This is a genomic window from Photorhabdus kayaii (genome assembly GCF_025384895.1).
Lineage (GTDB): Bacteria > Pseudomonadota > Gammaproteobacteria > Enterobacterales > Enterobacteriaceae > Photorhabdus > Photorhabdus kayaii.
The window spans coordinates 29220-53964 of sequence record NZ_JAJAFZ010000030.1 but is presented as its reverse complement, the minus strand read 5'-3'; the positions used below and the strand labels follow the sequence as shown (position 1 = coordinate 53964).

Genomic DNA, 24745 nt, shown 5'->3' with positions numbered 1-24745 from the left:
ATAGGATATCTCAATAGAACAATGGGATATCCTATGGTTAATCATATTTAATTAACCTGAACTTCGCTTAAGCAGGGAACTAAAGCGCCTGAGGTACGATCAAATTTTGCTAAAGAAAACAAAATCGTGGAGATCCTCAGGCTATGGTTACTTTAGAAGAACTTTAGGGGGTATTCTTAACATGGTGGCAAGCTCCGTTTGGTAAACGCAACTTAATTAAAACAAAGTGCCGGATAAAAAATCAGCATTTTGTCAATAATCTGTTTACTCATTTCGTTATTCGTTTTTTGATCATTCCACCTTGGAGTTATTGTAAATGATGATATGTTCCCACTGGCAACTCCTTGGCTACATCACGAAACCAAGGCAAACCATGCCATACCGCTGGATCGCCAATTATGAAAATGTGTTTTTTTGCTCGGGTGAGCGCAACGTTTAACAGATTAGGCTTGCTGGCAGCCCATTTTGCGCCGCCATCATTATTTTCGTCGCAGCCTAGGACAAAAATGACAATATCGTTTTCTTTGCCCTGAAAAGTATGCACTGTACCAATACAATTTTTTTGCCATACGTTGAGTTCTTTTCGTGTCATCAATGGCATAGATTGCCGCCAGGTAGCCAGATCACGCTTTCCTAATAATTCACACAGTGCTGACTTAACTGCTTTGAACGGTGTAATAACATAAATCGAATGAAGAGAAACATTTGCAACAAGCAGTTGGTCCAATAACTTGAGCAAATCTTTACCGTGGCTGTCACGATATTGTTTTTCACCTGTCCCTCCAACCGATGCCAGCCAATGGTTTTCCAGAATGTTGTTCATAGGTTGGCAGCGAATCTTGTCAGCATCAAGCCCATGAATCATGCGGCCATTGTAGGCCATCTTATTAGCCAAACTGAACATTGGTTCAATACAACGACGGTGTACCCACAATGGAATACCTAGCCAGATCAGGTTGTTCATGACTTCTAATTCACATCCCCAATGATTGACGCGATCAGCAACCTGTTGCACTGAAAGTAATCCCGGATTCCAGTCTTTAGCCTTTTCATTCAGAGCATCTAGGCAAAGACGTTCAACCAACGGCGGAGGGGTCGTAAATACCGGTTCAATCTGCAAAGGGTCTCCAACAACCAGTACCCGTTTTGCACGCCAGAGTCCCCCGACAGCTTGTTGTGGAGGTGCTTGGCCGGCTTCATCGATCATTAACCAGCCAAGTTCTTCGCTTTCCACTCCGTGGAACATGCGCCCTATAGATGCGAAAGTTGTGGATAATACGGGCACAAACATAAACAGCGTTTGCCACCAGCGTATAGGCGTGATTTTGGAATGAGGTTGTGCTAAAAAAGCCGCGAGATTAAATATTATGAAGTCTCTAAAACGAGGTACTCCTAGTGCTTCATAAAGCCAAGCCTGATGAAGTTCCATCGCTGTGATAAATAATGCGGAACGTTGACGATTTATCTGTGCGTTCTGCCAAAGGGCCGTTCGTTGTAATGTTGCATCAGTGATAGGTTGGTTGATATCTGGCAATGTGATATCGGAAAACTGCTGCTTCAAAGTTTGTAGAGAACGATGGTCATTCACCCGCTGTTGGATAATTTTTTCGATATTCTGTTGTAAGGTTCGCTTTTTTTCAATTATGTCATTAACTGACTTGCGTTGTTCCGCAACACGCTGGGCTTGTTCGGCTTGCAATCTCATCAGTCTTAATACTTCGTGTTGTGCACACTGCAACGTTTCTTTATACACATGCACTCGCTTGCGATTCATCAGACGCATTAGCCATCCTGGTGCATCACTTTCGATAATTTTTTGTTGCTGTTCCGCATGTTGGAGCTGTTTTCCTAATACATCTTGCTCTGTTTTCACCTGTTCCAGCCTGTTAAGCTGTGTTTCGTACAGTCCTTCTATTTGCTTCAACTTCAGTGATAACGTGTCGAATGAATCGTTATGCTGTTTTTCTATCAGATGCACAAACATTTCTAGTTGCTGTTGAAGTTTTTTTGTCTTTTCCAGACATACGAGGAAACGTTTTTTAGCGGTGGCGAAAGAGATGGGGTTGTGATAGTGCCTCAAGCGCCAAAGACTGAGAAAGTTCTCTTCAGCGGGACGAGAGGCTTCAGTTGGGGTGTCGCGTAAAAAATGTTCATCAAAAAATAAGCGATCAGAAAATTTAGTCCGGTTTGGTTTGTTGCCCAAAGCAGCGGAAATGATCCCCCAGCATTGTTTCTCTTCCTTCAATGGACGATAGAGGTGATAGGTTCTAACTTTTCCCTGACTATTTTTACTTTTTTTATGTTCGCGCTTCGGGCGGTTCTCGGCAGCTATCTGGTTTGCGGTTGGTGCTAAATAGTCAAGCGATTGGAATTCTTCAGCCAATGATTTCTTTTGCGGCAATTCTTTTGATATGTTTTCTGCTGCGGCGTTGTTGGATGACGCAATGACCATTTCGAAACCAGTGAGTGCATTCACAATAAAACCGGAATTGTCCAGCGTGTCATCAACTTTTTGATAACGCGTAAGTATCTTCGCTCGTTCAACAATGTTATGTGCTATTAGATCGCGCAGAAGCGTTGTTTTTCCAGTTCCCGGAGGGCCGTTGACGGAAAGCAGCCCACCATCAGCGAGCTCTTCTATCGCCGTATTAATAGCAAATTGCTGCATTAGCGACATGGCATGTTTGGGATCGGAAGGCCAGCGTCCATGAGGCATCTTCGCTGGATGGAGTTTACTGATGATGGAGGCAAGCCCGTCTTGTGAATAAAGGTCTGGATTCCTGGGGACACTATGATGAGAAAGATATGCTCTGAGAGCTTTGCATCTATCTCCTCGTTTTAGGGCCGTAATAGCGTATTCAATGTCCTCAAAGAAAAAACTATTTAAAATAGGAAGTGCAAAGGTTTTATCATTAGCGCTGACTTCTTCTTCAATTTCATCGCTATTTTCTTGTGATGCTTCTGTACAGTCGCCATTTCCCTCCATCCAGTCTATTTGTAAAGCATATTGCCATTGGGGTTCAAAATCTGCCCAACTCACCAGATGTGTCGTCAACAGTGTTAAAATATCATTTGCTTTTAAAATACCGGGGCCATTTTCTCGTATTGGCTTCAGAGAGACGCTAAAGTTGCCGAGGGTATTTTTAAGATGCTCGCAACTGGCTGAAAATACCTTCGTATTAAGCTGTTCAAAACGTTCATCACGCAGGTGCCCTAAAGCCCAAGGAAGAGAACTCACTGAAAATTTATCCAGAGCAGGGTTTCCTTCCGTGCCTAATGGAATTTTGGCAAAGCAGGTTGTTCCTTCTTTATCCAGCCGTTGCTCAAATTCTTCTGCATAATACCCTTCATCTGGACCAAACACCGCTTGGCTGATCGCGTTAGCGATAGCTTTATCAAACAAACCGACGTACAAGTTGTATAAGACTTTTTGATCGGGAATATCATGTTGTTGACGGAGTTCTGACGAAAGCCAGGGTAGTGCCTTATCTCCCAGCTGATAGAGTGTTTTAAGCGGAATTAGTAAGCTTTTATCTTTTTTTTCAAGTGTATAAGGTTGGAAGAACTCTATACGTTGCCAGGTACGGAGAATATCATTCGAAAGGGAAATTGCGGCCATCATAGCTCTTTGAATTATCTAATAAATGCCTTGAATGATAAGAGTACAGCAATCAATATGGGTTTTGTAGGCGTTTGGCTTAAGCGTTATGACATACGTCACAGTCTGGTAACAAAGCCCCCCATACTTTATTCATCTTCCTTATCACGAAGCACTATTCGGGAATGCTAGCTACAAGATAGGTTAAGTGTCGTATATTTGCTGTGATGAAGAAATAGCCAGAGGAGAACAGCAAATTAAATGGATGATTTAACAAAATTATTCCCTGATGTTGCGGATGCGAGAGCATCTTCACTTCGATAAAAATGAGCCCCAAAATGAAGCCTAATGTTCGTCAAATCGAGACCGCAAAGCCTAAATAACGTTAACTTTACCTAAGAACAGCAATTATAAGCATCACATAAATTCAAGCTCGGCTTTTTGGGTTGGAAGGTATAAACAATTAATCCCGAAACAACCTTTAACAAAAAGCCGAACATATTAAGCCGCACTGGAAAAGAGAACCAACACGTTACATTAGATTCCTGCTTAACACACTACACACATTGGTTTACCTGAAACGGGTTCGGGGTGAATTTCCGCTTCAATGCTGAATACCTGCTGTAATAATTTCGGTGTCATAACTTCCTCGGGTGAGCCTTGGGCGACAACCTGCCCTTGAGAAAGTAGTACCAGATGGTCACAGTACCGGCTAGCCTGATTGAGGTCATGAAGTACGGTCACGACCGTTTTTCCTTCGTTGTTCAGCTCACGCAGCAGCTTCATCAATTCCACCTGATGGTTGATGTCAAGATACGTAGTGGGTTCGTCGAGTAGCACCAACGGCGTATCTTGGGCCAAAACCATCGCCAGAAAAGCACGCTGGCGCTGCCCGCCTGAAAGGTCGGCAACGCGTTTATCGGCAAGATGGCTAATCTGCGTTTTTTCCATTGCTTGTTGTATAAGATGATGATCATGAGGTGCTAAACGCCCCCAAAATGTCAGCCAAGGGCTACGTCCGTATGCAACCAGTTCATGGACGGCGATCCCTTTTGGTGTGAGAGGGTGTTGCGGTAAAAGCGCCAGATGTCTGGCGAGCTTGCGTGAGGAAAAGTGCGCTAAAGGTTCACTATCTATTGTTATCTTTCCAGATAATGGTGTTAATAGCCGCGAAAAGCATTTCAGTAATGTTGATTTCCCGCAGCCGTTAGGGCCGAGCAACGCCGTGATTTTCCCGGTCGGGAGGGTGAGCGACAGGTCATTCAGAATGCGTTTCTCCCCGTAGCCCGCAGATAACTTTTCCGTAGCCAGTTCCATTTAACGTGTCCTCACTAAAAGCCAGAAGAAATAAGGAGCGCCAATGATGGCGGTCAGTACGCCAGCAGGCAATTCCATTGGTGGAGCTATGGTCCTTGCCAGCAAATCGGCTAGCAGCAGAACCTGTGCACCCATAAGCATGGATGCTGGTATAAGCCAGCGATGTCGTCCTCCCACAAGTCTGCGAACGAGATGGGGTACCACGAGGCTGATAAAGCCAATCGGACCGCAAACGGCGACGCCTGTTGCGGCGAGCGCGACTGCCAGCATTAATCCCCAGGATTGTACGTGTAGGAGCGAGACGCCCAGTGTGCTGGCGCTGTCATCACCGAGTGCCAGCAAATCTAAATCGCGACAAAAGCGTAGGCTGAGCGGTATCAGTATCATCAATACCGGCAGGGCTATAGCCACAAACTGCCAGTCGCGTCCCCACAGACTGCCCGTCAGCCACAAAAGCGCATTGTTGATATCTTGTGGGCGTGAGAGCATGAGGTAATCGGTGATGCTTGTCCAGGTAGCTGAAAGTGCCACGCCAACCAGTGCAAGGCGCAGTGGCGAAGAGGGACCGGCAATCGCCCGCAGCAGGATTAGCGCGGCTATTCCACCGCAAAAAGCGAGTAGCGGAAGCCACTGCACCGACAGAGAAGGGAAAAGTATCAGCGCACTTACCGACGCCAGGCTTGCTGCATGATTTACCCCCAGTACATCGGGGGAGGCCAGTGGATTACGAACAATCCCTTGGACCAAGACGCCGGAGAGCGCCAGTGCAGCGCCTACAGTGATGGCGAGTAAAATACGTGGTAGACGGTACTGCGTTAGCACAAAGTGGTGTTTGTCACCGGGTTGCCAGCCGCTTATTAAAGCGTCCCAGGGAAGTGGTTGCGTGCCCATGCGTAGCGCTAGCACCAGCGTAACTGCCAGCAACACGACTAAAAGTAAGATAACCTGACGATTCATGTTCGCTTCCTTGCTAGCCAGACAAAGCAAGGGGCACCAATCAGCGCCAGTACCGCACCTGCCGGGAGTTCTCCTGGCCAGGCCAGTGAACGGGCCAGTAAATCCGCAAGTAGCATAAATACCGCTCCCAGCAACATGCACATTGGCAGTGTGCGGCGCAGATCGTAGCCAACCCAGAACCGCGCCAGATGGGGCATTAGCAGACCAATAAACACGATTGGTCCCGCTACACTGACGCAGGCCCCTACCAGAATCAGTACTGCCAGACTGACGAAGATGCGCAGTCGCGTCAGGTTCACGCCAAGCGTATGGGCACTGACATCGCCAGCGTTGAGCAGATTAAGTGATTTCACCAGCAACAAAACTACAGGTACAGTGACCACCACGAAAGGGAATAGCTGCCAGAATTCAGGCCAGCGGACATGGGAGACTCCACCCGCCAGCCAATAGAAAATGCCGTAAGCATGATCTTCGGCAAGCAGTAGCGTAATACGTGTTAGTGCCATACATAAGGCAGATAAGGCAATGCCCGCCAGAATTAGTTGGTTGCGATCGTATTTTTGCTGCCAGCTACCACTTGCGGCCATCACCATCATCCAGCTAATGGCACCGCCGCAAGCTGCCACCAAAGAAATGGAATATCCGGCCAGCGGTGCCGGGCTGAAAGCGCTGGTCAGCGCCATAGCCAGTGCTGCTCCACTGTTAATGCCCAGTAAGGAGGGTGAGGCCAGCGGATTATGAGTGAGCGTCTGGAGTAGTGCGCCGGACAATGCCAGAGCTGCGCCAAGCAGAATAGCAACCAGACTGCGTGGTAGCCGCAGATTGATAACCAGCGCTTCAGGCAATGTCGGTGTATGACCTGGCACCAGCGCCTTAAGTGCGCTAATGGCGGGAATGGGAATAGCGGAGTAGCAAAACAGGCTTAGCCAGAACGCACTAAACAGGGCAACCAGCGGCAATCCCCAGCGCCAGACCGCATGGTGATGGCGTCTCATGGTGTTTCATTAACGGGTTGATGATGGAAGATTTTTACCGCATCACTGCCAATGCGTTCAGCGGCAAATATCCCGCGCATACGAGCCCAAGTATTGCTATCTACCGCTGTTATCTGATGCTTGTGCTGTGCTGTCATCATCTGCCACAGCGTATCTTGCTGCCAGCGCTTCACGATGCTTTCTTGGCGATAGTGGGCGACGATAAGCCAGTCAGGATTGAGTGCCAGTAACTGCTCTAAGTTGAGAGAAGCCATTGCTGCATGATTAACTGGCGCCGGAACTTTCAGCCCTAATGCCGTTAAGACGCTGCCGGTATAAGTATCGCTGGAGTGCAGGTTAAATTGCTGTTCGCGCGAGGTGCCAAAAACCACACTGACGCCTTGTGGCAACTGACTGGCATAGCCTTTCATGCGTTCACGGTGTTCTGCCAGCCGTTGTTGCATCTCACTCTCTTTCCCCATGATTTTGCCGATGATCGCGGCAGATTGCAGGTTTTCTTCGTAGGTTTCGTTGCGGGACTTTAGCAGTAGGACGGGCGCGATGCCTTTGAGCGCCCGATAAATCCCCGCGTGGCGTTGGCTGTCTGCAATGATGAGATCAGGTTTTAACGCGCTGATGGCTTCAAGGCTTGGCTGAGCGCGAGTGCCCGTTGATTGCCAGGGTTTAATACGCTGGCGAACATCCGTGAGGATGCGCTGCGGATCATTATCATCGGCAATACCTACCGGGCTGATATTGATGGCGGCCAATGCATCAACAAACGATAATTCCAGCACAACGACGCGCTGGGGAACGGTATTGAGGGTAAAACTGCCCTGCTCATCCTGTACCGTGACCGCAATGGCATGGGGCAGGCTGGTGAAGAAGAGCAAAACGATAAACATTACGTGAATCGGTGCAAGCATAACTTAGCTCCAGAAATAGCAAAGCCGGGCAATAGCCCGGCGAGCGGATGAGTGTAACATCAGAATTTTAGCGAACCCAGCATATAGAACGTACGTGGCTGCCCGGCGTAGAGACCTTTGTTATTATCATCATAGGAACGGGTGTAATACTCGTGGTCAAAGATGTTTTTCACCCCAAAGGCCAGACTCAGATTAGCCATTTGTGGACCGAAGTCATACGCCACGCGCGTATCCCACAGCATAAAGCCCGGAATACGGCCGGTGCTTCCATTGGCGCTTTCCTGCACGGTATTAGCGTTATCAGCAAACTGGCTGGATTGGGATGCGCTGTTGAGGTTGAAAGTCCAGCTACCCGGTTTGTAATCTATGCCAAATGCACCTTTATGTTTCGGTGAGAACGGCACTTGATTCCCGTAGCTGTCACCTTCTTCACGAATTTCTGCGTTGACATACGTGTAACTGGCGTAAACCGAAACGTTATTCAGCTTGGGCGTAAGTTCGGAAAGATCGTAACGTGCCTGAGTTTCCAGTCCTGTGTGTCGGGTTTTCCCACGTGCCGTAACGGTATCATTAGTCTGGTTGGAGTCGTACTGATTGTTGAAGTTAATCAGGAACAGCCCCATTTCCGCTGCCAATGCGCCGTCATCGTAGCGAGTTCCAACTTCCCAAGTTCGCGCCTTTTCAGGTTCTACATTGCCGCTTTTCACAGCCTTGCCAATTTGGCTGTACTGTACGGTACCGAATGAGCCTTCCGTATTGGCGTAAAGATTCCAGCTATCAGTAATATGATAAAGAACATTGAGTGCAGGCAGCGGCGCATCGTAACTTACTTCTTGGCGGGTGCCTTTCACATTGTTGTTTTGGAAGGATTTGATATGTTCGAATCGTATTCCAGGCGTGATGGTCCAGTTGCCGATATCAATGCGGTCGTCAATATACCAAGCATGAGCCTCGGTGCCGGAGCGAGTATTACGGTCATAAGGGCTTGATGTGCTGGGTAATTCGCCGCTGCTGGTGGCGGTGTAGTAACGCATTTCGTGACTGGATTCATTCACATAACGGTAGCCAATCCCTACTTCGTGGGCTGAAGGACCTAAATTGAAGAGCTGGCTATAGCGTGGTTCGATGCTGCGCACCCAATATTCTCGCGGGGAAAGGGTAATGCGCTTGCCCTGCTCAAGATAACCGCTGCGCAAGGTATGAGTGTATAAGCCCTGAATATTGAATTTGTGCTGCTGGTCGGGTTGATACTGATAGCTGAGACTTGCGAGCTGACGGCGGCCCCAGAAGCGGTCATATGGGCGAGTGGATTGCCAGCGATTGGCATCGTAATCGGCGCGTGAAAGGCCACCGGGCATATCCGCACTGCCATCGTAATATTGTAGTAGGCTGTTGAAGGTATGCACTTCATTGGGTGCATAGCGGCTTTTGAGCATCACGTCGTCAATGTGCGTGGCGCTGTGCTCGCGCCAGTCGCTGCCGCGTGTGCCGGAGTAGAGAAGCGCTGTGCCGAAACCATTATCTGCCGTACCGCCAATCATCAGATTATTGGTCTCTTTTGGATTATTTTGTGAGGATGTGGGGCTAAGTTGTCCTTCCACACTGGCATCAATACCAAAATCCTGCGGGATAGCGCGGGTCACGAAATTCACCACACCACCTACGCTTTGTGGCCCGTAGCGTACAGCGCCGCCGCCGCGTACCACGTCTATTGCGTCCATATTGCCGAGAGATACTGGCGCTAATGATAGCTGTGGCTGTCCATAAGGCGCGTAGGGTACCGGAACGCCGTCCATCAGAACCGTAGAGCGGCTGGCGAGACGTGGGTTCAGGCCACGAATGCCAAAGTTCATCGCCAGGTCGTGGCTGCCGGTACCGTTGTTTTCCGGTGCGTTGACGCCGGGAATGCGGTTCAGCACTTCACGCATTGTGGTTGCGCCTGTTTTAGCAAAATCTTCTCGGCGGATGACATCACGTGCGCCTGCATGTTCAAACACGTCAGCTTCACGGGCACTCCCTAGCCAGTCGCCTACTACGGTCAGCACGTCTTTCTGCGCAACAGGGGCAGGTTCGAGTGTGAACGTGTTATTGCCCAATGTTTTCACCTGCAAATCAGTGCCGACCAGCAAGGTGTTCAGTCCATCGGTGATGGAGTAATTGCCGTGTAGACCGCTACTCTGTTTGCCGCGGGTTAAGCTGGCATCTACTGAAAGGGTAATACCGGCGTGGGTGGAGTACTGATTAAGGACTTTATCCAGTTCGCCCGCATTAATGTCATAGTGTGCGCTAGTTGGCTCTACCGCAGCATACGTTATCCCTGAGGTTAGGCAAGCCACCGGTAACAGGCTCAAACGAATCGCCATTACCAGCGGTGTTGCTTTGTGAAGCGCGCGCAGTGGCTGTGCACGTAAAGGCATCATAACGTCTCCGTAATCATTTTGTTGCTGTATTCATTTATGAAGTCGAACGAGGAAACAAAAAGGACAATTGAAAATGATTATTTTTTACGTTAATGATTTTTCTGCGGGCAGAACATTCACCCAGAAACGGGTAATGTATTGAATCTTAACGGGAAGTGTTTTCTCTATGACGGTTAATATCGTATCGGTATTTTTCATCGGGAAAGTGCCGCTTAACCGTAGCGAGGCGACGGCTGGGTCGCAGCGTAATATACCGCTTCGATAGCGGGAGAGGGTTGCTATCACTTCATTCAGTGGTTTATCGCTGAAACTTAGTACACCCTGCGTCCATGCGTTGTCTTCGGCGGTTGCCGCGGTCAGTTCACCAAAATCGGTGGAGCTGAATCTTAGACTTTCTCCCTGACGCACAATACATTTACGGTCGGCACCGGTCAGTATCACCTCTACGGCATGTTGCTGCACGCTGAGTAGTGTGGCGTTGGCTTCCTGACGAACCGTAAATTTGGTGCCTAGCGCAGTCAGTTGTGCATGACGGGTTTGTACACGCAACAGCTTTGCTTCGGTATCATGCCCGGTAGTGATGGCAATTTCGCCGTACCAGAGATGTATCAGACGTTGTTGAGGAGTAAAATGGACATCTACGGCACTGTCGGTATTAAGTGTAAGCAGTGTGCCATCGCTCAGTCGATGATGCTGAATATCCCCTTTAGTAGTATGGTAATCGGCCCGCAGGCCTTCTCCCACCTCCGAACACCACAGTTGCCAGCCACCGCCAGCTCCTAGTAGTAACAGTATGCCTTTCATCACCTTGCGTCGTGACAGGTAAGTTTCCTGAAGTGCGTGGCTTGCCACATTACCTGGCACTACAAGCATCTGGTTGCGCAGATTTTCCACTTGCTGCCATGCCCACTGATGATCCTGATGCTGTTCGTACCAGCGCTGCCATTTTTCAGTTTGCAGCGGGCTTACCTGATCGCTATTCAGTATCGCATACCAGTGTGATGCTGATTTTAATGCCTGGCGGCGAGAATGGGTTAACATGGTGTCCATATCAGAGTCCATGCTCCAGACGAAACAGCAGGCAGTGCTCGGTGGCTTTGGCCATATATTTTTTCACGGAACTGACGGACACATTGAGGCGTGAAGCAATGTCGCTATAGGTCAAATTTTCAAGCTGAGACAATAAAAATGCTTGGCGCATTTTGCTGCTCAGGCCATCGATCATCTGGTCGATTTGCTGGAGTGTTTCAAGTTGACACTGACGGATCTCAGGCGAGGGCATAAATGCCTCGGGCCGTTGCGCCAGCAGTTCCAGATAGGCGTTTTCCAGCGCGTTGCGGCGAAACAGATCGATCATCACTCTTTTGGCGATCGTGCAGAGGAAAGATTTTTGGTCGCGAATGGCTTGCAGCGAGTCGCCGGCCATCACACGCAGGAAGGTATCCTGCGCTACGTCGTCGGCGTCAAAGGACGATTGCAGTTTGCGAGTGAGCCAGTTTTTCAGCCAGCCATGATGCTCGCCGTAAAGCGATTCAAGTGTTAGCTCAGCGGAAACAACAATGTGGTCAGACATAACCTATAACATCAAAAGTCAATAATCACGGCATCATCTTAATGTGAGAATGGTTATCATTACAATCATTACTAAGGTTTTTTATTTCATATTGATATGATTCGAGTCGGTGTAGTCGGGAGACTTATCACTCATTCAAGTAAATACGCCTTATCCTAAACGTGATAAAACAGGTATTAAGAAAAGCCATTTTTGTCTATCAGTGTGGTTTTAGAATCTGGAAAAAGAGGCAAGTGTACTATGTGTAACAGCCCGCGTTTAAAATCCAGCGGACTCGCATTTATCCGTTTTTTCGGCTCAAATTAATTGCAAATGAAATTCATCATATCGGCAACCTAACCGCCAACATTCTGTCGCGCGAACCGGAACAAGCTGATTGTTAAACAATGCCCTGATTTTCCTATGAAAAGGACGCAACCAAAAGGAGCAACAGATCCCGGTTGGGAAAGCATCAGTTGGGAAGAAGCTATGGCCACGCTTGCTTCGCAATTAGAAAAATTCAAAAAGGAAAATGGTGCTGAATCTGTCTCTTTTTCAGTAACATTTGAATCATGAATACTTCAAACTGATTTCTGCATATATTGCTAAATTTGAATCATGAATATTTCAAACTGATTTCTGCATATATTACTAAATTTGAATCATGAATACTTCAAACTGATTTCTGCATATATTGCTAAAAAGTAGCGAATCCTTGAAATTACCAAATGGGCATCATAAAATGAAGATTCAAGTACCAGTCATAGAGTATAAGGATATTTATACTGACCATTTTGAAGCCGGTCGGTTTATACTTAAATATGCTCCAGGAGGCCAGGCAGAAAATAAAACGAAATAGATACAGAGATAGATATGGATATGAGATTGTTGGAAAATTTGAATCATGAATGCTTCAAACATGACTTCTGCATATATTGCTAAAAAGTAACGAATCCTTGAAATTACCAAATAGGGCATCACAATATGAAGATTCAACAAGTACCAGTCATGGAGTATAAGGATATTTCTACTGGCCATTTTGAAGTCAGCCAGTTTATTGAAATTTTGAAAAAGTTCGGACATATTCACATCACCAATATTATTGATCCTGCTTTTGCCATTGGATCCGTACATCTAAAGCGTGTTGCTCAGCAACTATTTTATCTACCTGACGAAATTAAAATGCAGTTTTATATTGGTAACTCTGACGGTCATCGAGGATACGTTCCGGTTACTGAGAAAGGACAATATGCAGACGAAAAGGATCGAGTGTACGAGGCGTTTGATATCGGCCCCGCAGGTGGTGCGCCTGGGTGGATTCTGAGCGGAGAAAATCGCTATCCAAGACAGGTTTTAAACGCAAGCGAGGTTATCGATAGGTATTTTGATTTTTCGCTTTCACTCGGGCGTTTGATCACTTCTGCGTTCATATCACATTACAGCTATCATGAAATCAACATTGTTGATGCAACCTGTAATCCAGCAAGCCAGCTCCGACTGATTCATTATCTTTCGCATGAGCCAGAAGAAATCCAACAGGCGTCCAGCATGGGTGCCCATACAGACTATGAGTTTTTCACTCTTTTATTGCAGGATTCTCCGGGACTGTTCTATAGAATGAATAATAACGAGCCTTGGCAGGCCATACCTGCAATGAAAAACTCTCTATTACTAATTGCGGGCGATGTACTGGAAGTACTTTCAAATGGAGAAATTCGCTCACTTATTCACCGGGTGTTGGCTAATGGTGACGAACGATATAGTTTCGCATTCTTTATGAACTTTAACCCTGATATACACTTAAAACGGCCAGGCAAACCTGATTTTAATATTGGTAATCATCTGATTTCACAACTGACTCGGGATTTCCCATATCTTCGCAGCAAAATAAGTGCAACTTATAACCCCGTATTTGAGGAGAGCACAAAGTGAGGAGGTTTGAAAATAAACGAGTGGTTGTAACTGGCGGGGCAAGCGGGATAGGAGAAGCTACCGCAAGGCGGTTTGCATCAGAGGGCGCGAGAGTTGCTGTCATTGATTTAAACGAGATGCCACTTATAGACGAAACATATATTAAGTATGGGGGCGAACTTTTTCTTGTCTGCAATATTTGTTGTGAAAAGTCTGTAGCAAACTCATTTGCGACCATTCGTGAATGCTGGGGTGGAATCGATATTCTCGTCAATAATGCTGGGATTAGCATTCGACACCAAAGCTTCAGGAGCATCTCTTCTGAGGCATGGAATAAGGTAATTAATACTAACCTTAATGGACTATTTAACATTAGTAAAGCGGCACTAGATATCATGCATGAGGGGGTAATTGTTAATACTGCATCTGTAAATGCTTTAGGGGCGTTTCCACACTATGCGGACTATAATGCATCAAAGGGCGCTATTGTTTCACTCACTCGCACAATGGCTATCGAGCTCGCCCCCAAAATCCGTGTTGTCTCAATATCTCCCGGCGCAGTCCTTACTCCCATGCAACTTGCTGAATATACCCCTGAAATGATTGAAGAGGTGAACAAGGGTATCCCCCTTGGAAGGCATGCCAGACCGGAAGAAATTGCTGCGATGACCGCATTCCTTTGCTCAGATGAAGCTGCATTTATAACTGGACAGAATTTTATAATTGATGGTGGAGAAACTGCCAAATGATCATTCTTGAAAAGTCGATAGACACGGTTGATGTTTCTGGATAGGGGGATAAAGTACGAGAGTGCGCAAGTTCTTTTAATCCTTTTCTGTAATTTTATCACTTGTGGGGTAGCTCTTATGTCTTATGTCTTATGTCTTATGTCTTATGTCTGGTCTGCGTCTTAATGGCCTTGATATAGGTTATATGTATGGATTGATGGCTGCATTGTGTATATCGGCAGCCATAATCATCACTGAGAATCTTTCCCGGCTTCTTGGTGTGAGTCGTTTTACCCTTGTTTTTTGGCAGTTGCTGGCGGGTACATTCATTATGAGTTACTGGCCAGTAACTCATGGGGTCAGTGGTATGTTTGAGAAGCATGAGATCGTGGCAGTACTGTTCGCTGGTGTCTTCGTTTCAAGCTGTGTGTCTGTTCATTCAGGTGACATGGCAACGTAGAATCACCGACACTCAAACGGCTCTTATTTTAACATGGACCTGGTGTTTGCTGCCCAGTTTCGGGTCCAGTGGAAGAACCCCCAGATCTGTAAACTTGTGAATGCTACGAATTGTCAGTGCACTTAAATGTGTTCAAAACGCGGTAGATTGTCGCTTCGCCTAGCTTGAACTCCTTGGCTAATTGACCAATCGTGGCTCCAGACTGACGACGTAGATAAATGTCATTTCGTATACTTTTTGATAGCTTTAAATTTGATCAAGTCGTTCGATTCGTTTATATTGTTTGAATCATACCATTATTCAATGAGGGGATTATTATGGATGCTCTTTCTGCCAATGAAGCCAAAACCCAGTTTGGCGACATGCTACTCAAAGCACAACGTGCCCCAATTCAAATAAATAAAAACGGAAAACCCGTCGCGGTGGTTATCTCAATGGATGAGTACGAAGGTATTGAAACACTCCGGTTAAAATTATTACAGTCAAGAGCGGCACAGGCCAGCGTTGATATTGAATCCGGTAACACCGCCGATGGTGAAGCTTTTTTTAATGAACTGAGATCAGGTCTGTACGATTAGATATTAAGGAGAAAAAAATGTCTGTAGCCGGGCTGAGTGCAGAACAATTACAGCGGGTGTAGCGTATACACGACTATACTACCCGTTTTCCTCTTACCGAAACTGGCAATACGCAATTACTGAAAACGTGTTACGACTATATGGGTATATTCAAACAAGTGATAGACAGTACATCAACTGCCCAACTGGATGATATCTGCCAGCAATACACCGGGTTTTTCCGATTCGCCAAACTGATGGAAATGCTGGCTCAGGGTATTGCTGAGGGCATTATCGACGCTCCCAGGGATCATTAACCATAATGGACATACCAAACTACCGCTTAACGCCTGATGCACAGGCCGATTTTATCGAAATCCGCCGTTTTACTGTACAGCAATGGGGTAAGATGCAATCGGAAAAATACCTGTTAGAACTTCAACAAACCTTTCGTTTGCTGGCTGTTACCCCTGCTCTGGGGAGAAGCAGGCCGGACGTGGGAGCGGAAGTATTGAGTTTCCCTCATGCCAGTCATGTTATTTATTACATAATCCATGAACGGCAACCCTTTATATTTGGTGTACTGCACAAACGAATGGTGCCCGCAAATCATCTGGACGGACGCGGGATGATTTGACTGTTTGGCCTCATTGAATCCGGGACTTACAATGGAAAATATCAAGCGTATTCACTTATTATCCAGTACAGAAATCGAAGAATTCTATACCCGCTTAACTTGAAGATGCAGGATTCAGAACCTGGAAGTTGTCATTAATACGGCACGACAGGTTCCCGGCAAGTTCCGGTAATATTTCCGTAAAAAAGCGATGTATTGCCTGCCGGAACAAGGCCGTCGAGGCGAAATAATGGTTATTTCTGACCTGTTCATTCATCACCTTCCACAGCCTTTCTATCGGGTTCAGATTCGGGCTGTATGGCGGTAAGTCATGAAGGTCGATATTCATCACATAAGCCCAGTCTTTCACCAACTTACTCCGGTGGTAACCGGCTCCGTCAAGGATAATATGAACCTTGATAGGTTTCACGCAGGGTAATGAAGAACTCGGCGATGTGATAACTGTCGATACGGTCATATTCGCACACCACCGTTTTACTGATATCGGCCAGATTCAGGGCACCCATCAGGTTCAGACGGGTACGGCTGTCCATTGTTTTCACCGCATTTTCTGGCCTTTGCGCATCCAGCCATAAGCGAGTTTCGTCCCCTGCGTGGGATGGACGCTATCAATGAACAGGATGGGCTCATGGTCTCCGGCTTCCTGCTTCAGTTTCCTGTAGGCTTCCATAAAGGCCCGTTGCTGTTCCGCATTGAACTTGTGTGGCACGCCGGTCGGTTTTTTATAGCTGAAGCCATTGTGGTGCAGCCATTTGTTCATGCCGGGAACGGTGTAACTGATATCCCACCCTTCTTTGACAAGACGGATAACCGCCTGTGTAGTGGGCAGAAGATTGGCGGTCAGATAAGCGATAAGTTCCTGGGTCTGTGTTTCGCTGAGATGGCTCTGAGAGCCGCCATTTTAGGGTTTCAGTTTGCGGTGATTAAGGTAATCGCTGATATGATGGTTAACGGTCGTTTCATGAAGACGCAGGGCCTGAGCGATCATCACTGAACTCCAGCCCTCAGAGGCCAGCAGAACCGCTTTTATGCGATCACACTCCCTCTTATCACGGCAGGTGTGATGGAGGTGTTCAAGTTCGGCTTTTTGTTCATCGGTAATGAATATTTTCATGACTGATACAATGATCCTCACTTTGGGGAAAGTCAAGCAGTTTCAATGAGTACGGGTATATTTGTTTTTGTTAAGGAGGAAAATGGAATGAAAGCGATATCAAAAATTAAACGCTCGCATATCATGAGGTCTATACACTCAAAAAGCACAAAGCCAGAAATCATTGTCGGAAAAATCCTAAACAATCTTGAGATTAATCACATCTCCCAATGTGAAAAAATATATGGCAAACCAGATTTTGTGTGTGTCGAGCATAAGGCCGCCATACTTGTTAATGGCTGTTTTTGGCACAGTCATTCGTGCCACATGTTTAGGCCGCCAAAATCTACAAGTGAATATTGGACCAAAAAGCTCAAAAATAATATAGAAAGGGATATGCGTGTTATATCTAATTTAAACAATCTTGGTTATAGGGTTCTGGTTGTATGGGAGTGTGCATTGTTAGGGAAGAAAAAACTGGACAGCATTATTTTGCAGGATTGTATTGAAGAGTGGATTTTTACAGGTATTAGAAATTGCGAGATAGACTATCAAGGGATTAAACTTATGCAGTCGTTATGCTAGCAAACCTAAACAGTGAAGATCGAGAAATCATCCCTCTCTCCTTTCTTTGACTCATTAAGCTCTTACTTCATCCTTCATTATGGCGTTTTTTATACGGTTTTGCGCACACTTAAATAAACAAAAAAACTATAAAAACAATAAGATAAAAATAAAAAAATTATTTCACAACTTATGTTGTGCACACATCAGGTTTTGTTTATCATGTATAAAAGATCAGGTTAAGGCCGATGAGAACGAGAGTGAAGAAATGACAACAAGCATTACACCAGAAATTAAAAGCGAGAAAATCCATTTACGGATTACTCCATCTCAAAAGGAAATATGGAAAGCTTTAGCTGAGGCGCAAGGTGTAAGTTTAGCAGCATGGATTGAAAATAAAATATCGATGGCATTAGCATCGAATAGTGATATCTTTCAAAAAGAAAAATATAAATTGGTTTCGCTTTTTGCTGGTTGTGGCGGAATGGATTTAGGCTTCTGTGGCGGTTTTTCTGTCTTGAATAAAGAATATAAAAAAACAAAATTTGAAATTATTTGGGCTAATGAATTCAACCCCAATGCAGTAAAAACATATAAGAAAAACTTTTCTCATGATATCGTTGAAGGCGACATATGGGAACTTATCGATTCAACCCCTACAGAATGTGATGTACTGATAGGAGGCTTCCCCTGCCAAGATATATCTATCAATGGTAAAAGAGCTGGCGTAGACGGAAAGCGCAGCGGTTTATATCTTGCTATGGTCGAAGCTGTTAAACGCTCACGACCAAAGATTTTTATTGCTGAAAATGTCAAAGGGCTACTCATGAAGTATAACGAAGAATCTTTAGCCCGTGTTATAAAGGATTTCAGTGAATTGGGTTATAATGTTAGTTATAAACTATATAATTCAGCCAATTTTGGTGTACCCCAAACGAGAGAGCGAGTTTTTATTGTTGGAACATTACATGGAAATCTTTTATTCAAAGAACCTGTTGATATTCTCCATAAAAACGAATGGTTGACTTGTTATGATGCGATTCATGATTTAGAAACCGTTGATGAAGATCGCAATCTTAATCATATTTGGAGTAAGGCTAAAAAAAGCCCAGACCAAGGAAGTAGACGTTTAAAGGAAGATAAGCCATCTCAGACTATAAGAGCGGAATGTCATGGTAATATTCAGTTCCATTATAAATTAGATCGTCGTATTTCGATGCGAGAGGCTGCACGTCTCCAGTCATTTCCTGATAATTTTGTTTTTGAATCGAACTTGAGGGAAACCGAAAGACAGGTTGGAAATGCTGTTCCACCGGTTTTAGCTTGGCATTTAGCGCAAGCTGTTGAAGAATATCTCGATAAATTATAAACAATATATTTAGAATACCATGACTGATAACAAATAACAGTCATGGTATTGTTGTAAAGACTCAATATTTAGCAGTTATAAATAGAGTTTCTGATGGTCTCCATCCTACAGCATAGGTATCTGCCAGTTTTAACCAGTACTTAATTCTTTCTTCTTTGGGAAGAATTACTCCCCAATACTCTTCAAATAAGGCATCTTCTAATTCATAAAACGCTCGAAGCATTTCGACCTCTATATCTTTTAATGTCCTTTCTATATAATTGCCACCTCTTTCTGGCGACGATCTCATTGCAACACTTCCAGCAGAAAATAAATCTCTAGCTTGATTACACAATATGCCATAATATGTTAGAAGAAACATTGTCACATCATCGTATTTTCCCAATACTCGGCTAGATTTAACAATCTGTGGACAAAGTACTGCTGATTCTGCTCGATACTTTCGCTTCTCCGGCTGAGAAAGTTTTGTATATAGCCTTATTTCCAATGGTAGAGTTCTTTCATCAGGTTGATCATCAATCCACCAAAGCCTTTCACCGGGCTTTAACCTATTTTTTGCATACTTTCTAATGAAGGGCATTTTTTCTTCCGGACTTAAAATCCTGAAGTCGTTATAGCTTATATTGAGCTTATCGAATAATGGTTCTTTGGCATTAATTTCCACTTCAAATCTTGGAACATGAGACGTTCTTACATGCATGATACATTCTTCATAACGTCCCCATTTAGCTTCTGGTTCTCCGCCAATTTTTCCAAAAAGTAGATATATATAATCTACTCCCTGCTTACGACTCCCTTCGAAAATGCTATTTGCTATTGATCTCCATGTATTATTATCTGAATATTTTACTTCTACACCAAAGTTTCCAATAATTATGTCTGGAAACTCTTGTGCAGGCGGATTCATATCTACAGATAACCCCATGTCCGTTAATATTTCTCCTAAAACCGCTCTGACTCTTTGCTCAAATTTTTTTGAGTTATGATGCTCGTTTGATGATTTCAAGTCTTGAGTGAGTTTTTCTGTTGCCTTAGTTAATAAGGTCTCAAAAATTTGGCGCTCTATCATTTTCCATCTAACATTTTTTCTATCCATATATGCCATTAGATTACAACGATATGTGTCGTGGTCACAAGTTATAATAAAGTTCCTAAAAATCAATTAAATAGAGCAAGGTGCCAAAGAGCTGAAGTCGTTTTGTTGACACCCACTAACTCTGCCGCAGTGCGGGCTGTAGCCCCCGCCACAAAGAGTTCCTGAAGACGTTTTTGCTTGTATTGGCTAATCCGACTTTTTCTCATTTGGATATCCTAGATCAAATTACTTATCTAGAGCAGCCCCAATTATTTATTGTTAGGAAATATTTTAAATTGATTATAATTTAAACATATTATTTTTCCACAGGACCATACCCGCACCATATGTGCATAAGTACCTCTTTAACTGGCGTGTCCCATTTTTTGCAGACTGACCTGACAAATGATAGTAAAAACTATTAGTATTGGGAAAACGATCACTTTAGATTGAAAACTTATTTTCAGGGAAGTAGAAATGTTACATGTACTTGCGTGGCCTGATCTGTTTATTTGCATTTTTGTCGTTTTCTTTGCTTATCTGGTTTTTGGTATGGCCGGGTTTGGTTCTGCTCTTATTGCTAGCCCAGTTCTGGCATTTTATATTCCTGTAGCGAAAATTGTTCCTATGCTCGCGTTGGTAGATTTAATCGCCGCAGTGATTAATATTACTAGAGAGGGTAAAAAATCAGAGTTTAGTGAGTTCAAATTAATGATTCCATTAATGGTTGTCGGTAGCTTGATTGGCGCCGCCATTTTATTGATGGCCCGACCTGATGTTTTAGTTCTGGTGTTGGGGTTATTTGTTGTTTTCTATTCAATTTATTCGCTATTTTTCAGTAAAACCTACCGTCAATTCCCCGCTAAAGCCGCTATTCCATTTGGTCTGGGTGGAGGTATTTTCAGTGCGCTATTTGGTAGTGGGGGTTTTCTTTATGCAATTTATCTAACTGGGCGGATAGCAGATAAGGAAATTTTCAGGATCACTCAGACGACTTTAATTGGTTTCAGTACCCTGACGAGAGTGATTATTTTTGTTGTCATGGGGATTTATCTGGATACCTCATTTTTGTTATTGATACTGGTATTTATTCCAGCCATGTTGTTGGGAATCTATTTTGGTCGCCAGGTGACACTGAAAATCTCCAGAGAAACGTTCTTGAAGTTTATCAATATTATTGTACTGGCTTCGGGGTTAATGCTGATATATCGTTATATATTTACTATTTGAAATATACCCGTCATCTTTCAAGTTGCCTCTTTGTTGGCTGCACTCACTCACCCCAGTCACATAGTTATCTATGCTCCCGGGGATTCGCTCCTTTGCCGCCGCGATGCATCTTGAAATCAATAGGGTATAGTAACTAATTGGAATTAATGTATTCAATATAATATTATTAATTTGTTGTTTTCAGTTCATTTCATATTTATTCTCTTTGTTTTTGCTGGATAGGCATAAATAAAATGAGTAGTCGTGATTATAGAAATAATAATTTTTTTGCCATTTTTACTATTACCACGAGTGTCGCTGTTATTGGCATTGTCATTGGTTTGACTATCCCAATGATAGCGTTACGCTTGAATAGCCAAGGTATTGATGAGTTGTACATTGGTTTAATTTCTGCGGCTCCGGCATTGGGGGTTCTTTTGAGTGCTCCGGTAGTCCAGAAAATTGTAGCTCTGGTAGGTAAGAAACACGCCATGATGATTGCAACAGGGGTTTCTGCTGGTAGTTTGCTCCCACTTTTGGGTTCGTTGCCGATGGAGTTGCTTTTTCCTCTGCGGTTAGTTACTGGTGCTGCTAACGGGTTAATGATCTGTCTCGGTGAAACCTGGATTAATGAACTCTCTGAAGAGAATAAACGAGGCAGGGTACTGGCTGTTTATACAACAGTTTTTACTATCAGTCAGTTGCTTGGCCCTTCTATCATTGCTTTTTATGGTATCGCAGATAAAACGCCGATACTGATTTGTACTCTGATCCATATCTTTTCACTGGTGCTCTTTGTCATGGTAGATCAGAAGAAAGGCGATAAGTTGCCGCAACACAGTAAGAAATCTAATTTCTCTATTGTTCAATTTGTGAAGATTGCACCGGCGATCTGTGGTGGTGTGCTATTTTTTTCCTTTTTCGACGGGACCATTCTTTCTATGTTTCCCATCTACGGGATGAGTTGTGGGTATACCGAAGCGGTAGCTGCACTGATGATAAGTGTCATTCTTGCTGGTGATGCAGTGATGCAGCTTCCGTTTGGTTGGTTGGCGGATCATATGAATCGTATGCGCCTATACCAGATTTGTGGTGTAGCAACGCTCGGAGCAAGTGCATTATTGCCGTTTGTTATGACATATCAATATCTTATCTGGCCTTTGTTGATTGTTTTAGGGGCAACTGCGGGGGCTATCTACACCATTGCATTGGTCCAAATCGGTCAGTATTTTTCAGGAAATGATCTGATAGTGGCTAATGCCGCGGCGGCTATGTTGTGGGGAATTGGGAGTTTGTTTGGACCACTGCTTGCCGGTATAGCGAGTTCAGTGACGCCATCAGGTTTACCTGTTCTGCTTGTCATCATTGCAGCACTGTTTCTGGTTTCAACCATGGATCGGTTTAATCCACAAAGTGATAAAAGTAATAAAAGTGATAAAAGCTGAAGTATTCAGTCGGTAGCTGTACAGGTGCAAAAGCTGGCGGTGAATAGCAGTCAGCACTGAGTAAATATTATGTTTTTTCAAATGGCTGGGGAGTCGAATCCTAAGATTGAAACATTGCGATTAATTATTGTGAAAAGTTTAATTTCTGGAAGTCATTTTGTTAATGCTTGGCTAAATAATACCTTAGCTATTGATTTCGACACTATGATCACTGGATAATCTTTCGCCTCAAATTCTCTCACTGTTTTCTATTCTAAAAGCTAAACGATTGCTTTTATGATTTGTTGAACCGATTGGTGCAATGTTCATTAAGTTGTTGTGTTATTAAGCAAGGTAATCGTTTTCGTTTGATGAGGAAGTGGAAGAAGTACCATTAACATAATGCAGGGGAACGACATGTCTGGCACTCAGGCACCAGTTAAATGCAAACTGGATAAGTATTTTAAATTGACTGAACGTGGCACAACGGTACGCCGTGAAATTCTGGCGGGGATCACAACTTTCTTGGCGATGGTTTATTCAGTCATCGTTGTACCGGGAATGTTAGGGCAGGCAGGGTTTCCCCATACTGCTGTCTTTATTGCGACTTGTTTAGTTGCCGGTTTTGGTTCTTTGTTAATGGGGCTGTGGGTTAACTTGCCAATGGCAATTGGTTGTGCAATTTCGTTGACTGCATTTACCGCTTTTAGTCTGGTTTTAGGACAGCAAATCACTATTCCGGTTGCACTCGGTGCGGTATTTTTGATGGGGTGTTTGTTTACAGTGATTTCTGTTACCGGTATTCGTTCTTGGATTCTACGCAATATACCCATGGGCATTGCGCATGGTGCAGGGATTGGTATTGGGCTGTTTTTGTTGCTGATTGCATCAAACGGTGTTGGTCTGGTCATTAAGAACCCTCTGGAAGGTTTGCCTGTTGCTTTGGGGTCGTTCACCTCTTTTCCGGTTATGATGACTCTGCTTGGGCTGGCTGTTATTTTTGGTCTGGAAAAATTGAAAGTTCCCGGTGGTGTGCTGTTAGTGATCGTGGTGATTTCAGTTATTGGGCTGGTTTTTGATCCGGCGGTAAAATATCAAGGGTTCTTTAAGATACCAAGTCTGGGAGATGATGGCCTGTCCTTGATTTTTAGTATGGATATTATGGGGGCTTTGCAGCCAATTGTGTTACCCAGTGTGTTGGCGTTAGTCATGACTGCGGTGTTTGATGCGACCGGTACCATCCGTGCGGTAGCAGGGCAAGGGAACCTGTTGGATAAAGGCGGACAGATTATTAATGGCGGTAAAGCACTGACTGCCGACTCTGTTAGTAGTATTTTTGCCGGTGCTATCGGTGCTTCTCCGGCTGCGGTATATATCGAATCAGCCGCGGGTACCGCAGCCGGCGGTAAAACAGGTTTAACCGCAACAGTTGTCGGTATCCTGTTCTTGTTAATTTTGTTCTTTTCTCCACTTTCCTATCTTGTACCGGCGTATGCCACCGCGCCGGCGTTGATGTATGTTGGTTTGTTGATGCTGAGTAATGTCAGAAAGCTGGATTTCGATGATTTTGTTGGGGCGATGTCCGGTATGCTTTGTGCAGTCTTTATTGTTCTGACCTGCAATATTGTAACCGGTATTATGTTGGGTTTCAGTTCGCTGGTTGTTGGTCGTATCTGTTCCGGTGAATGGCGCCAATTGAATATCGGTACCGTGGTAATTACGATCGCTTTAGTAGCATTTTATGCTGGTGATTGGGCTATTTGATTGATTAAAAAGTGCGTAATGGGTGTTCACCCCTGCGCACTTTGCCAATTCTTGCGATTACTTTTAAATTCTCAATTATTTCCCCTGTATTTATCTGATTAGTTTACAATATTCCTGTAATTCTTTCAGATACGGCTCCGCGTGTATCTACCTTTTTCGATTGATTCAGTTATTTTAGTATTAAGATTTATTCTCACTGTTTTGTGTTAA

Annotated in this window: 23 protein-coding genes and 2 pseudogenes; 12 read left to right on the top strand and 13 right to left on the bottom strand. The window is 44.6% G+C overall.

The features are described 5' to 3' along the window. Positions 1-307: 307 nt before the first annotated feature. The 8 genes from LGZ98_RS12770 to fecI all read right to left on the bottom strand — a co-directional run bounded on the left by LGZ98_RS12770 (position 308) and on the right by fecI (position 11765). Positions 308-3619, bottom strand: a complete 3312-nt coding sequence (locus LGZ98_RS12770; protein ID WP_262978149.1) for a DEAD/DEAH box helicase — start codon at positions 3617-3619, stop codon at positions 308-310. Between the two features lie 528 nt (positions 3620-4147). Further along, positions 4148-4915 carry a Fe(3+) dicitrate ABC transporter ATP-binding protein FecE gene (gene fecE / locus LGZ98_RS12765; RefSeq protein WP_113043610.1) on the bottom strand — a complete coding sequence of 256 codons (768 nt, stop codon included), beginning with the start codon at positions 4913-4915 and terminating at the stop codon, positions 4148-4150. After that, on the bottom strand, positions 4916-5872 hold the full coding sequence (gene fecD, locus LGZ98_RS12760; protein WP_113043609.1) for a Fe(3+) dicitrate ABC transporter permease subunit FecD: 957 nt from the start codon (positions 5870-5872) through the stop codon (positions 4916-4918). Continuing rightward, a complete protein-coding gene (gene fecC, locus LGZ98_RS12755; protein WP_113043608.1) occupies positions 5869-6867 on the bottom strand; it encodes an iron-dicitrate ABC transporter permease FecC in 999 nt (332 codons plus the stop codon). Before fecC ends, fecD begins: the two co-directional genes overlap by 4 nt. Next, the gene (locus LGZ98_RS12750; RefSeq protein ID WP_113043607.1) at positions 6864-7772 is read right to left on the bottom strand and encodes a Fe(3+) dicitrate ABC transporter substrate-binding protein FecB; all 909 of its coding nucleotides are present in this window, start codon (positions 7770-7772) and stop codon (positions 6864-6866) included. The genes fecC and LGZ98_RS12750 overlap by 4 nt, the downstream gene beginning before the upstream one ends. 59 nt (positions 7773-7831) lie before the next feature. Then, entirely contained in the window at positions 7832-10192 is a 2361-nt protein-coding gene (fecA, locus tag LGZ98_RS12745) for a TonB-dependent Fe(3+) dicitrate receptor FecA (protein WP_262978148.1), read from the bottom strand. A gap of 84 nt (positions 10193-10276) precedes the next feature. After that, positions 10277-11242 carry a ferric citrate uptake sigma factor regulator FecR gene (fecR, locus tag LGZ98_RS12740; protein ID WP_113043605.1) on the bottom strand — a complete coding sequence of 322 codons (966 nt, stop codon included), beginning with the start codon at positions 11240-11242 and terminating at the stop codon, positions 10277-10279. Between the two features lies 1 nt (position 11243). Beyond that, positions 11244-11765, bottom strand: a complete 522-nt coding sequence (fecI, locus tag LGZ98_RS12735; RefSeq protein ID WP_113043604.1) for a ferric citrate uptake sigma factor FecI — start codon at positions 11763-11765, stop codon at positions 11244-11246. Positions 11766-12167: 402 nt separating this feature from the next. Here fecI and LGZ98_RS12730 point away from each other — a divergent pair, with 402 nt between their 5' ends. From LGZ98_RS12730 to LGZ98_RS12715, 4 genes are all read left to right on the top strand, one after another. Next, a complete protein-coding gene (locus LGZ98_RS12730) occupies positions 12168-12320 on the top strand; it encodes a molybdopterin-dependent oxidoreductase (RefSeq protein ID WP_113043603.1) in 153 nt (50 codons plus the stop codon). Positions 12321-12728: 408 nt separating this feature from the next. After that, complete coding sequence (locus LGZ98_RS12725; RefSeq protein ID WP_262978147.1) at positions 12729-13676, top strand: 2OG-Fe(II) oxygenase family protein; 948 nt, start codon at positions 12729-12731, stop codon at positions 13674-13676. Beyond that, complete coding sequence (locus LGZ98_RS12720) at positions 13673-14404, top strand: SDR family NAD(P)-dependent oxidoreductase (protein WP_113043601.1); 732 nt, start codon at positions 13673-13675, stop codon at positions 14402-14404. Before LGZ98_RS12725 ends, LGZ98_RS12720 begins: the two co-directional genes overlap by 4 nt. A gap of 124 nt (positions 14405-14528) precedes the next feature. Next, the gene (locus LGZ98_RS12715) at positions 14529-14843 is read left to right on the top strand and encodes a hypothetical protein (protein ID WP_262978146.1); all 315 of its coding nucleotides are present in this window, start codon (positions 14529-14531) and stop codon (positions 14841-14843) included. 103 nt (positions 14844-14946) lie between these two features. On the opposite strand, the gene LGZ98_RS24265 is transcribed toward LGZ98_RS12715, so the two are convergent. Then, complete coding sequence (locus tag LGZ98_RS24265; protein WP_390904684.1) at positions 14947-15063, bottom strand: helix-turn-helix domain-containing protein; 117 nt, start codon at positions 15061-15063, stop codon at positions 14947-14949. Positions 15064-15160: 97 nt separating this feature from the next. Between LGZ98_RS24265 and LGZ98_RS12710 the strand changes: the two genes are divergently transcribed. The 3 genes from LGZ98_RS12710 (at position 15161) to LGZ98_RS12700 (ending at position 16037) form a co-directional block, all read left to right on the top strand. Next, entirely contained in the window at positions 15161-15421 is a 261-nt protein-coding gene (locus LGZ98_RS12710) for a type II toxin-antitoxin system Phd/YefM family antitoxin (RefSeq protein WP_113043599.1), read from the top strand. A gap of 140 nt (positions 15422-15561) precedes the next feature. Further along, a complete protein-coding gene (locus tag LGZ98_RS12705; RefSeq protein ID WP_315901995.1) occupies positions 15562-15717 on the top strand; it encodes an arylsulfatase in 156 nt (51 codons plus the stop codon). 5 nt (positions 15718-15722) lie between these two features. Further along, positions 15723-16037 carry a type II toxin-antitoxin system RelE/ParE family toxin gene (locus LGZ98_RS12700; protein ID WP_113043598.1) on the top strand — a complete coding sequence of 105 codons (315 nt, stop codon included), beginning with the start codon at positions 15723-15725 and terminating at the stop codon, positions 16035-16037. Positions 16038-16131: 94 nt separating this feature from the next. Here LGZ98_RS12700 and LGZ98_RS12695 read toward each other — a convergent pair. Then, positions 16132-17151 (bottom strand): annotated as a pseudogene (locus tag LGZ98_RS12695) (IS630 family transposase). A gap of 87 nt (positions 17152-17238) precedes the next feature. Here LGZ98_RS12695 and LGZ98_RS12690 point away from each other — a divergent pair. Beyond that, a complete protein-coding gene (locus tag LGZ98_RS12690; RefSeq protein ID WP_113043597.1) occupies positions 17239-17715 on the top strand; it encodes a very short patch repair endonuclease in 477 nt (158 codons plus the stop codon). A 247-nt stretch (positions 17716-17962) separates the two neighbouring features. Next, a complete protein-coding gene (gene dcm, locus LGZ98_RS12685) occupies positions 17963-19063 on the top strand; it encodes a DNA (cytosine-5-)-methyltransferase (protein ID WP_228899554.1) in 1101 nt (366 codons plus the stop codon). A 61-nt stretch (positions 19064-19124) separates the two neighbouring features. Here dcm and LGZ98_RS12680 read toward each other — a convergent pair whose 3' ends face one another. Next, positions 19125-20132, bottom strand: a complete 1008-nt coding sequence (locus tag LGZ98_RS12680) for a restriction endonuclease (protein WP_262978145.1) — start codon at positions 20130-20132, stop codon at positions 19125-19127. A 110-nt stretch (positions 20133-20242) separates the two neighbouring features. Beyond that, positions 20243-20365, bottom strand: a pseudogene (locus LGZ98_RS12675) (IS1595 family transposase); the annotation flags it as partial. Between the two features lie 250 nt (positions 20366-20615). On the opposite strand from LGZ98_RS12675, the gene LGZ98_RS12670 reads away from it, so the two are divergent. Further along, a complete protein-coding gene (locus LGZ98_RS12670) occupies positions 20616-21368 on the top strand; it encodes a sulfite exporter TauE/SafE family protein (protein ID WP_113043595.1) in 753 nt (250 codons plus the stop codon). Here the strand turns inward: LGZ98_RS12670 and LGZ98_RS12665 are convergent. Beyond that, positions 21333-21524 carry a hypothetical protein gene (locus LGZ98_RS12665; RefSeq protein WP_146748117.1) on the bottom strand — a complete coding sequence of 64 codons (192 nt, stop codon included), beginning with the start codon at positions 21522-21524 and terminating at the stop codon, positions 21333-21335. The genes LGZ98_RS12670 and LGZ98_RS12665 overlap by 36 nt on opposite strands. Positions 21525-21601: 77 nt before the next feature. Between LGZ98_RS12665 and LGZ98_RS12660 the strand changes: the two genes are divergently transcribed. Beyond that, complete coding sequence (locus LGZ98_RS12660) at positions 21602-22792, top strand: MFS transporter (RefSeq protein WP_262978144.1); 1191 nt, start codon at positions 21602-21604, stop codon at positions 22790-22792. Between the two features lie 396 nt (positions 22793-23188). Continuing rightward, a complete protein-coding gene (locus LGZ98_RS12655) occupies positions 23189-24535 on the top strand; it encodes an NCS2 family permease (RefSeq protein WP_113043593.1) in 1347 nt (448 codons plus the stop codon). Positions 24536-24745 lie beyond the last annotated feature (210 nt).

Bases quoted from the DNA above. Each gene is read 5' to 3' on its own strand.
- fecA (WP_262978148.1), bottom strand. From the start codon at position 10,192: ATGATGCCTTTACGTGCACAGCCACTGCGCGCGCTTCACAAAGCAACA.
- LGZ98_RS12725 (WP_262978147.1), top strand. From the start codon at position 12,729: ATGAAGATTCAACAAGTACCAGTCATGGAGTATAAGGATATTTCTACT.
- fecE (WP_113043610.1), bottom strand. From the start codon at position 4,915: ATGGAACTGGCTACGGAAAAGTTATCTGCGGGCTACGGGGAGAAACGC.
- fecD (WP_113043609.1), bottom strand. From the start codon at position 5,872: ATGAATCGTCAGGTTATCTTACTTTTAGTCGTGTTGCTGGCAGTTACG.
- LGZ98_RS12660 (WP_262978144.1), top strand. From the start codon at position 21,602: ATGAGTAGTCGTGATTATAGAAATAATAATTTTTTTGCCATTTTTACT.
- LGZ98_RS12705 (WP_315901995.1), top strand. From the start codon at position 15,562: ATGGGTATATTCAAACAAGTGATAGACAGTACATCAACTGCCCAACTG.
- LGZ98_RS12655 (WP_113043593.1), top strand. From the start codon at position 23,189: ATGTCTGGCACTCAGGCACCAGTTAAATGCAAACTGGATAAGTATTTT.
- fecC (WP_113043608.1), bottom strand. From the start codon at position 6,867: ATGAGACGCCATCACCATGCGGTCTGGCGCTGGGGATTGCCGCTGGTT.
- LGZ98_RS12710 (WP_113043599.1), top strand. From the start codon at position 15,161: ATGGATGCTCTTTCTGCCAATGAAGCCAAAACCCAGTTTGGCGACATG.
- LGZ98_RS12680 (WP_262978145.1), bottom strand. From the start codon at position 20,132: ATGATAGAGCGCCAAATTTTTGAGACCTTATTAACTAAGGCAACAGAA.
- LGZ98_RS12770 (WP_262978149.1), bottom strand. From the start codon at position 3,619: ATGGCCGCAATTTCCCTTTCGAATGATATTCTCCGTACCTGGCAACGT.
- LGZ98_RS12670 (WP_113043595.1), top strand. From the start codon at position 20,616: ATGTTACATGTACTTGCGTGGCCTGATCTGTTTATTTGCATTTTTGTC.
- fecI (WP_113043604.1), bottom strand. From the start codon at position 11,765: ATGTCTGACCACATTGTTGTTTCCGCTGAGCTAACACTTGAATCGCTT.
- LGZ98_RS12730 (WP_113043603.1), top strand. From the start codon at position 12,168: ATGAAAAGGACGCAACCAAAAGGAGCAACAGATCCCGGTTGGGAAAGC.
- LGZ98_RS12750 (WP_113043607.1), bottom strand. From the start codon at position 7,772: ATGCTTGCACCGATTCACGTAATGTTTATCGTTTTGCTCTTCTTCACC.
- dcm (WP_228899554.1), top strand. From the start codon at position 17,963: ATGACAACAAGCATTACACCAGAAATTAAAAGCGAGAAAATCCATTTA.
- LGZ98_RS12690 (WP_113043597.1), top strand. From the start codon at position 17,239: ATGAAAGCGATATCAAAAATTAAACGCTCGCATATCATGAGGTCTATA.
- LGZ98_RS12700 (WP_113043598.1), top strand. From the start codon at position 15,723: ATGGACATACCAAACTACCGCTTAACGCCTGATGCACAGGCCGATTTT.
- fecR (WP_113043605.1), bottom strand. From the start codon at position 11,242: ATGGACACCATGTTAACCCATTCTCGCCGCCAGGCATTAAAATCAGCA.
- LGZ98_RS12715 (WP_262978146.1), top strand. From the start codon at position 14,529: ATGTCTTATGTCTTATGTCTTATGTCTGGTCTGCGTCTTAATGGCCTT.